General features: G+C 54.6%; 5 protein-coding genes, 1 tRNA gene and 2 rRNA genes (1 of these 8 running past the window's edge). 6 read left to right on the top strand and 2 right to left on the bottom strand.

The genetic code is table 11. The features are described 5' to 3' along the window. Positions 1-2,847: ribosomal RNA gene (locus H1Y61_RS21605) — 23S ribosomal RNA — on the top strand (it extends 108 nt beyond the left edge of the window). A gap of 2 nt (positions 2,848-2,849) precedes the next feature. Here H1Y61_RS21605 and H1Y61_RS21600 read toward each other — a convergent pair. Beyond that, on the bottom strand, positions 2,850-3,023 hold the full coding sequence (locus H1Y61_RS21600; RefSeq protein WP_174113773.1) for a hypothetical protein: 174 nt from the start codon (positions 3,021-3,023) through the stop codon (positions 2,850-2,852). Positions 3,024-3,169: 146 nt separating this feature from the next. Between H1Y61_RS21600 and rrf the strand changes: the two genes are divergently transcribed. Further along, positions 3,170-3,284: ribosomal RNA gene (gene rrf, locus H1Y61_RS21595) — 5S ribosomal RNA — on the top strand. A gap of 119 nt (positions 3,285-3,403) precedes the next feature. After that, positions 3,404-3,480, top strand: a tRNA-Met gene (locus tag H1Y61_RS21590). A gap of 294 nt (positions 3,481-3,774) precedes the next feature. On the opposite strand, the gene H1Y61_RS21585 is transcribed toward H1Y61_RS21590, so the two are convergent. Then, positions 3,775-4,725 carry an IS481 family transposase gene (locus tag H1Y61_RS21585; RefSeq protein WP_180572729.1) on the bottom strand — a complete coding sequence of 317 codons (951 nt, stop codon included), beginning with the start codon at positions 4,723-4,725 and terminating at the stop codon, positions 3,775-3,777. A gap of 145 nt (positions 4,726-4,870) precedes the next feature. On the opposite strand from H1Y61_RS21585, the gene H1Y61_RS21580 reads away from it, so the two are divergent. The 3 genes from H1Y61_RS21580 to H1Y61_RS21570 are packed head-to-tail and all read left to right on the top strand — an operon-like array spanning position 4,871 to position 9,294. Beyond that, positions 4,871-5,719 carry an MDR/zinc-dependent alcohol dehydrogenase-like family protein gene (locus tag H1Y61_RS21580; protein ID WP_180574780.1) on the top strand — a complete coding sequence of 283 codons (849 nt, stop codon included), beginning with the start codon at positions 4,871-4,873 and terminating at the stop codon, positions 5,717-5,719. Beyond that, entirely contained in the window at positions 5,716-9,027 is a 3,312-nt protein-coding gene (gene fabD, locus H1Y61_RS21575) for an ACP S-malonyltransferase (protein WP_180574779.1), read from the top strand. The genes H1Y61_RS21580 and fabD overlap by 4 nt, the downstream gene beginning before the upstream one ends. Positions 9,028-9,033: 6 nt before the next feature. Further along, positions 9,034-9,294 (top strand): phosphopantetheine-binding protein, encoded by a 261-nt coding sequence (locus tag H1Y61_RS21570; RefSeq protein WP_174113055.1) that lies wholly within the window; start codon positions 9,034-9,036, stop codon positions 9,292-9,294. Position 9,295: the final 1 nt, after the last annotated feature.

The following is a 9,295-nucleotide window of genomic DNA, read 5'->3' as shown; positions in this document are numbered from 1 at the left end:
GGATTTCCGAATGGGGAAACCCACCTTAGATATCTAGAAAATCTGTTTTGCTAGACCAACAATCTGTTTCTTCAACAGACGATGGTATGGAACTTCCATACAGGCCGATAGGCCACGCCAATCGTTTGGCGCACCGTCTGTAGCGCAGCGATCGAAGATCGCGACAGCGTGAAGACAGGAAAAAAACACCCGGAACGTCCGGGTGATAGGGCTCAGCAAAAGAGGTTTCTAGATATCGCAAATAAGGTATCTTATCCTGAATACATAGGGGTAAGAAGCGAACTCGGGGAACTGAAACATCTAAGTACCCGAAGGAAAGGACATCAACCGAGACTCCGCAAGTAGTGGCGAGCGAACGCGGACCAGGCCAGTGGCACTGAGGAATAAAGCGGAACAAGTTGGAAAGCTTGGCCATAGTGGGTGACAGCCCCGTACGCGTAGAACACTCATTGTCCTAGAGTAGGGCGGGACACGTGAAATCCTGTTCGAACATGGGGAGACCACTCTCCAAGCCTAAGTACTCGTGCATGACCGATAGCGAACAAGTACCGTGAGGGAAAGGTGAAAAGCACCCCGACAAGGGGAGTGAAATAGAACCTGAAACCGGATGCCTACAAACAGTAGGAGGGCGAAAGCCTGACTGCGTACCTTTTGTATAATGGGTCAACGACTTAGTGTAACTAGCAAGCTTAAGCCGGTAGGTGTAGGCGCAGCGAAAGCGAGTGTTAATAGCGCGATTGAGTTAGTTGCATTAGACCCGAAACCGAGTGATCTAGCCATGAGCAGGTTGAAGGTTGGGTAACACCAACTGGAGGACCGAACCCGCATCTGTTGCAATAGATTGGGATGACTTGTGGTTAGGGGTGAAAGGCCAATCAAACTCGGAAATAGCTGGTTCTCCGCGAAAACTATTTAGGTAGTGCGTCGATCGAATACCTCAGGGGGTAGAGCACTGGATGGGCTATGGGGACTCACCGTCTTACTGATCCTAACCAAACTCCGAATACCTGAGAGTACTAATCGGCAGACACACGGCGGGTGCTAACGTCCGTCGTGAAGAGGGCAACAACCCTGACCTCCAGCTAAGGTCCCCAAGTCATGGCTAAGTGGGAAAGGATGTGAGGATCCCAAAACAACCAGGATGTTGGCTTAGAAGCAGCCATCATTTAAAGAAAGCGTAACAGCTCACTGGTCTAAATAAGGGTCTTTGCGCCGAAAATGTAACGGGGCTAAAGCCATGCACCGAAGCTGAGGATGTGCAGTAATGCACGTGGTAGCGGAGCGTTCCGTAAGCCTGTGAAGGGACAGTCGTGAGACATCCTGGAGGTATCGGAAGTGCGAATGTTGACATGAGTAACGATAAAGGGGGTGAGAGACCCCCTCGCCGAAAGACCAAGGGTTCCTGCTTAAAGTTAATCTGAGCAGGGTTAGCCGGCCCCTAAGGCGAGGCAGAAATGCGTAGTCGATGGGAACCACGTTAATATTCGTGGGCCTGGTGGTAGTGACGGATCACACAAATTGTACAGTCTTACTGGATTGATTGTGCAGTGGAGTGGTTCCAGGAAATAGCTCCACCGTATAGACCGTACCCGAAACCGACACAGGTGGTCAGGTAGAGTATACCAAGGCGCTTGAGAGAACTATGTTGAAGGAACTCGGCAAATTGCACGCGTAACTTCGGAAGAAGCGTGACCCCTTTTTACGCAAGTGGAGAGGGGTGGCACAGACCAGGGGGTAGCGACTGTTTATCAAAAACACAGGGCTCTGCGAAGTCGCAAGACGACGTATAGGGTCTGACGCCTGCCCGGTGCTGGAAGGTTAAAAGGAGAGGTGCAAGCTTTGAATTGAAGCCCCAGTAAACGGCGGCCGTAACTATAACGGTCCTAAGGTAGCGAAATTCCTTGTCGGGTAAGTTCCGACCTGCACGAATGGCGTAACGACTTCCCCGCTGTCTCCAACATAGACTCAGTGAAATTGAATTCCCCGTGAAGATGCGGGGTTCCTGCGGTCAGACGGAAAGACCCCGTGCACCTTTACTATAGCTTTACACTGGCATTCGTGTCGGCATGTGTAGGATAGGTGGTAGGCTTTGAAGCTTGGACGCCAGTTCGAGTGGAGCCATCCTTGAAATACCACCCTTATCGTCATGGATGTCTAACCGCGGTCCGTTATCCGGATCCGGGACAGTGTATGGTGGGTAGTTTGACTGGGGCGGTCGCCTCCGAAAGAGTAACGGAGGCGCGCGATGGTGGGCTCAGACCGGTCGGAAATCGGTCGTCGAGTGCAATGGCATAAGCCCGCCTGACTGCGAGACTGACAAGTCGAGCAGAGACGAAAGTCGGTCATAGTGATCCGGTGGTCCCGCGTGGAAGGGCCATCGCTCAACGGATAAAAGGTACGCCGGGGATAACAGGCTGATGACCCCCAAGAGTCCATATCGACGGGGTTGTTTGGCACCTCGATGTCGGCTCATCGCATCCTGGGGCTGGAGCAGGTCCCAAGGGTTTGGCTGTTCGCCAATTAAAGCGGTACGTGAGCTGGGTTCAGAACGTCGTGAGACAGTTCGGTCCCTATCTGCCGTGGGTGTAGGAATATTGACAGGATCTGTCCCTAGTACGAGAGGACCGGGATGGACATATCTCTGGTGGACCTGTTGTCGTGCCAACGGCATAGCAGGGTAGCTATATATGGAATGGATAACCGCTGAAGGCATCTAAGCGGGAAACCAACCTGAAAACGAGTATTCCCTATCAGAGCCGTGGAAGACGACCACGTTGATAGGACGGGTGTGGAAGCAGGGTAACCTGCGAAGCTTACCGTTACTAATAGCTCGATTGGCTTAATCGTTCTCATTGACCATGCTCATCAAAGCCTTCGGCTTTGATGATGCCATCTGTTTTGTCCTGACGCTGTCGGCTCTTTGAGCCTTCGCTGCGGACGGCCAGCACCATCAGGTGCGACGGCCCTTGGCCTTGCGGACTTTGTCCGATGAGTGCCACGAAAACGAAAAAAGACGTGTTCATAAAAAATCCAGCTTCTCAAATATGCAAAGCATCAATACGGTTCCGTATGGTCCTTTGGCACCCTTCAACACGTCAGTGTTGAAGAAAGGTTTGCCAAAGAAAAGGGAACAATGTTGATGCGAAGCATCAACATTGCCCTTAGCTGACCTGGTGGTCATGGCGGGGCGGCCGCACCCGTTCCCATTCCGAACACGGCCGTGAAACGCCCCTGCGCCAATGGTACTTCGTCTTAAGACGCGGGAGAGTAGGTCGCTGCCAGGTCTGCTAAGCGCAATGTTCATACTCAAATCAATCATCTTCTCTCAAAAACATCGGCCCAGCCGAAAACATAAAGGGTCGCTCAAGCGACCCTTATTCCGTTAACGAATAACAATATATAACGCGGGGTGGAGCAGCCCGGTAGCTCGTCAGGCTCATAACCTGAAGGCCGCAGGTTCAAATCCTGCCCCCGCAACCAATAGTTACACAAAATCCCGTAGCCTTAAATGCTGCGGGATTTTTGCGTTTGGGGAATGAGATCCCCGGGCTTTCAGCTCTGTTTATAGGTTACAAGGAAGGGTGCGCACAGTTTCGAACCTGCGGCTTACTCCGTAAGTCCTCACGGTTGAGATGATACCGCCTTTCGAAATTGCTTTGTGAAACTTTCTAGACGGTTGACGTAGCGCAAAGCGATATAAGCCACCATCAGTCATCTGTGTCTAGAAGGCTTATGTCTTCTGGACATAATTAAGGATGATGGCCATGGCACAGTCTAGGTGTTTAGTCCCGGCATTTGATGGATCGGATCAATGATGAAACGATCCGGCTCCAAAGTCCATCGTTTACAAATGAATTCGTAGGGCGTGAGGCCTTTTAGGGTCTTGAGCCTTCGCCCGAAATTATAGGCATCAATGAAGTCGGCGAGATGCCTTTTGAGTTGGTCGTGATCGTCGTAGTAGAAACGCTTGACGGTCGCTTCCTTGATCGTCCGGTTCATCCGCTCGACCTGCCCATTGGTCCATGGGTGCTTCAGCTTGGTCAGACGATGCTCAATGCCGTTCTCGTCACAGACCCGGTCGAAGATGTGATGGAAGGCGTAGAGATCGCAGGCCCGATTGGTGAACTGAATGCCGTTGTCCGTCAGAACCGTATGGATGGCATAGGGCACAGCCTTGACCAGATTGCGCAGGAATTGGGCTGCATTCATCTTTCCGGCTTTGGCGTAAAGCTCGACGAAGGCAAACTTGGACGTTCTATCAATGGCCACAAACAGATAGAGCTTGCCCTCAGCGGTCTGGACTTCAGCGATATCGATGTGAAAGTAGCCAATGGGGTAACTCTTGAACTTCTTTTTTGGCTCCTTGTCGCCCTCGACTTCCGGCAGTCGTGAAATGTCATGGCGCTGTAGGCATCGATGTAAGGACGAGCGCGTCAGATGCGGGATTGTTGGCTGAAGGGCATAAAGGCAATCATCCAAAGGTAGAAGCGTGTGCCTGCGGAAGGCGACAATCACGGCCTCCTCCTCGAGGCTCAAGACTGTCGAATGCGGTTCCTTCGGCCCGGTCGCCAAATCGGCAACCGATGTGCGCTTCTTCCACTTGGCAACGGTCTTCGGGTTGATCCCATACCGCTTTGAGAGCGCTCTCAGGCTCTCTTGACTATTTTGTATTGCTCGACGGATTGCCTCTGTCGTTGTGGCGCGACCGTGTAGAACCTGGCCCATAGTGCTTCCTTCCATTCGAGGGAAAATAATGCACCATTAAAGTCCAGGATCAAACAACTAGGAACCGCGCGAACAATGCAAAAAATCCCGCAATAATTGCTTGACAAGCCACCTCAGATAGCGCGATGCTCACGTAATAGTAGTATTGCCTTTATTTATTTATTTTTTTGGGATTGAAAAAGTGCCAACCAAGCTCTTTCTCGTGAAAAGCCCGGATTCTATGGCTCTGGATTATAGGGTACTGCCCTTGCTTCGGGTCAAGATTGAATATGCCAGGTTGAACTTTCGCGACCCCGTGACGGCATCCGGAATATTATTGCATCGGACCGAAAATAGGAATCGCTACGATTCTCTAAGAAATTGTTTTCGCACCAGATTTATCCACAATCTGGTTCCCACTTTTCGGTCCGATGCTCTAGGCGCGGCTCCAGAAGGACACGTTCCCGGCAATGAAGGTGCGAATGGTTTGCCTGAGGGCATGTCCGGGGCCGTCACCGGACGATTTGCCGCCACCTATTTTGTACGCAGCGGGCATAAGGTTCAAACCATGACCCGTGATCCCACTCGGGCGGATGTCCTTTCAGAACGTAGGGTTGCGTCGGTTGGGAATGTGCCGGATGCAGCCGCGTTTTCCGCAGACACGTTTGGTGCGGAAATCTTTGACGCGGCCTTCAATGTGACTGGGGGGCTGGTGAACTGGCTTGACCGTCATTTGCGCACGGGTGGGACGCTTGCGCTTGCCGGATTCAGCACGCGGAACAATGTGCAGATTAACGCGCTTGCAGTGTTTCTAAGGCTGCTTCGGCTAATTGGCGTCAATGCCGGGCTCAGGGCCGTGGAAAAGATGCAAGCGTTAAGCGCGGTGTCGAAGGTTTTGTTGCCTGGTGATTATGATCGGATCGCCTATCTGGGGCAGCCACAGGATGTTACGCGGCCTTTGCGCGGTTTCGGTGAGAGTTCCGGTTGTGGTAGGATACTGGCGGGCCTGAGATGAAGAATATTCCGGCCGAGATCACGTCTCAGACAGCGCAAGGAACGGCTTTTCTCTTTCCGGGGCAGGGTGTCCAGTACTTCCAGATGGGTGCCGAACTGTTCCGAAACGATCCCGTCTTCCGTGATATACTCTTGCGGTTGGACGGCGCACTGGTTGCTGACGGAAATCAATCTGTTCTGGAGCGGCTTTACGCGGAAAACATCGGGCGGGACGCGCTGTGCGAAGACCTGTGTTTTACCCACCCAGCGCTGTTGATGGTGGAATTGGGACTGGCCCTTCGGCTGCAAGCGGGTGGAACCCGGCCAGACATTTGCCTTGCCGTCTCCCTGGGCGAATTTGCGGCAGCCGCGTTCGCAGGCGTCCTGCCGCCCGAGGAAATGCTGTGCTGCATCGCCAAAACCGCCCGCATCATTCAGAACGGGTGTGCTGCTGGACGGATGATGACCGTCCTTGGGCCGATATCGGCAGTGGATGGCCTCATCGGCGTGGAATTCGTTGGAGAGCAAGCAGACAATCAATTTATTATTGCAGGCCCAGAAGGTGCTATAGACGCGGCTGGACACAAGCTGCGGGCCGATGGACATCTGGTGGTCACGCCCCCGATCGCAAGGGCCTTCCACACCACTGCTATGGACGCCGTCGCTGCTGACGTTGCTGCGGTTTTTGCCAATCGTCACTACCGATCTCCGCAAGTGCCGCTGATTTCGGCCATGACCGGCAGGATCATCGCTGCGCCCGATGCCGCCCATTTCGCCCGCGTCGGGCGCGGGCAGATCAATTTCCGTATGGCTGTACAAACGCTGGAGTCGCTGGGCAAGGTTTTCCGTCTCATCGATGTCGGGCCTTCGGGCAGCCTTGCCACCTTGGCGGCACGGTCGTTGCGCGCGGCGCAAGAGTGGCCGCAAGAGCGTATCCTTTCACCGTTCGCGGCGGGTCAGAGCGAACTGGACCGCCTCAAGGCGCTGGACGAGGTGAGCATGAAAAACCTTGAACAAATCCCTTCTTCGCAGCGGGGTGGTCGATGGGGTAAGGCGGTGGTCTTTGCGGGGCAGGGGTCGCAGGTCACCGGAATGGGCGAGGAACACTTCTCGCGGTTTCCGGATCTGGTGGCCAGTGCTGACCGCATTCTCGGCTATTCCATTGCCGATGTCTGCCATGAAAACCCGTCGGGTAAACTGGGCAATACGCGTTACGCCCAGCCTTTGATTTTTTGCGTCAATGCGCTGGCGTGGCAACACCATGTTGCAAATCACGGCATGCCCGATGTTCTGGCCGGGCACTCGCTTGGCGAGATGAACGCGCTCCATGCGGCGGGCGTCATGGATTTCGAGACTGCGCTTGGCATCGTCAAGAAGCGAGCCGAACTGATGGCAGAGGCTCCTGCCGGTGCGATGTCTGCGGTCCTCGGACTGAATCGTCCCCGCCTTGAACAGATTATCGACAATGCAGGTTTCGATCAGGTCGATATCGCCAACCTGAACACGCCCGGGCAGATTGTGATTTCCGGCGATGCGGATCAGATCCGCGCGGCGGCGGGGATCATTCAGGCTGAAGGTGCAAAGGCTTGCATTCCCCTGCCGGTCAGCGGCGCGTTCCATTCACGGCTGATGCGCAAGGCGGAAGCAGCTTTTGCCGAATATTTGTCCGTTTTCCGGTTCGCCCCGCCCTTGGTGCCGGTGGTGTCGAATGTGACGGCGCGTCCGTATTCCGCAATCAATATCGGTGGCCAGATCGCCGGTCTGCTGTCGCGATCCGTTGATTGGGTTGGGTCCGTTGGGCATATGCTGGATATGGGCGTGCGCGACTTTGTCGAGCTTGCTCCGAAGCCGGTTCTGACGCAAATGATCGCGGAGATCCGCCGCACGCATGTTGCGGCCATGCCGGGACCGCTTGTTGTACCGTCACTTGCACCCGAAATTGCAATCCTTGCACCGTCCGCCGTGCCAATCGTGCAAAAGACTGGCAGTGGCCTGGGAGCGGAAACGCTGGGCTCGGCGGCATTCCGTGCCGTTCATGGTGTTCGGTATTCTCATATTTGTGGCGGCATGGTGCATGGCATTGCCAGTGTGGATTGGGTTGTTGCCTGCGCGAATGCGGGCATTCTGTCCTTCTTTGGAACGGGAGGTTTGTCGTCGGAACGGGTTGAGTCCGCCCTGGCCGATCTGACAGCACGTATCCCGCAACGCCAGCCTTTTGGTGTGAACCTGTTGAGCGGATCGAACGAGGCCGCCAATGTGGCTTTGTTCCTGCGGTATGGCATTCGGACGATTGAGGCTTCCGCCTTTATCAAAATGACTCCCGAACTGGTACGCTACCGCTTGCTGGGGCTTTCACGCGACGCGCTTTCACCGGGAGGTGTCGCTATCGGCAACCGCGTCGTGGCAAAATTGTCCCGCCCCGAGGTGGCCCGGATCTTTCTCCTGCCAGCACCGGATCAGATTGTTCAATCGCTGCTGGCCAAGGGAGATATTACGTCTGAAATGGCGGAATTGGCCAAAAGGATTCCAATGGCCGACGATATCTGCGTCGAGGCCGATTCTGGCGGTCATACCGATCAGGGAAATGCAACGGTCCTGATCCCGGCGATCTGCCGTTTGCGGGATGCCGTGCAGGCGGAAATGAGCTATGCACGCCCAGTGCGTATTGGTGCGGGTGGCGGCATTGGCACTCCCGATGCCGCAGCCTCGGCACTGGTTCTTGGGGCCGAGTTCACCGTGACCGGATCCATCAACCAATGCACGCAGGAAGCGGGTACGAGCACGCTGGTCAAGCAAATGCTGGCCGAGGCCGAAGTTCAAGATACAGCCTATGCACCCGCTGGCGATATGTTTGAAATCGGCGCGCAGGTGCAAGTCTTGCGGCGGGGCGTGCTGTTTCCGGCGCGCGCCAACCGGCTTTTCGATCTCTACATGCATCATGATCGGATCGAGGATATCGATAATCAGACCCGCGACCAGATCGAAACACGCTATTTCCAGCGTGGTTTCGATCAGGTCTGGCAGGATTGCCTGGCCTATTGGCCGCCTGCGGCCATCGAACGTGCGCTGTCGGTGCCCAAACAGAAGATGGCCTACATTTTTCGCTGGTATTTCGGCCTGTCGGGGCGGTTGGCCCTGCAAGGTGCGGCAGAGCGGAAAGTCGATTTTCAGATCCACTGCGGCCCCGCCATGGGCGCGTTCAACCAGTGGGTTGCGGGTACAAGCCTGGCCGATTGGCAAAACCGCACAGTTGTTGCGGTCAATTCACAGCTTCTGACGGCAACCGCCGACAGGATCGAACGTGCAATCCGAGATTTTTCAAGGACTTAAAATTCTATGGATACCGTTGCGCCGCGGATAGCAAAATATATCGAAGAGCAGTTTCTCGTTATTTTCGGCGAGGATTTCGATGTCGATACCAATCTCTTTGAAGCAGGCATCATGGACAGTTTCGGCTATGTCCAACTGCTCGGTTTTCTACAGTCAGAGTTCCAGCTCACGCTGGAAGATGATGAATTCCTGACCAATGTGATGTCCAGCCTGCGGCGCATGGCGGTCGCTGCGTCAGCCAAATTGGTGCAGCAACAGGAGAGATGAG

It is taken from the genome of Agrobacterium vitis, from assembly GCF_013426735.1.
GTDB lineage: Bacteria > Pseudomonadota > Alphaproteobacteria > Rhizobiales > Rhizobiaceae > Allorhizobium > Allorhizobium vitis_D.
This window is presented reverse-complemented; position numbering and strand designations above follow the sequence as displayed.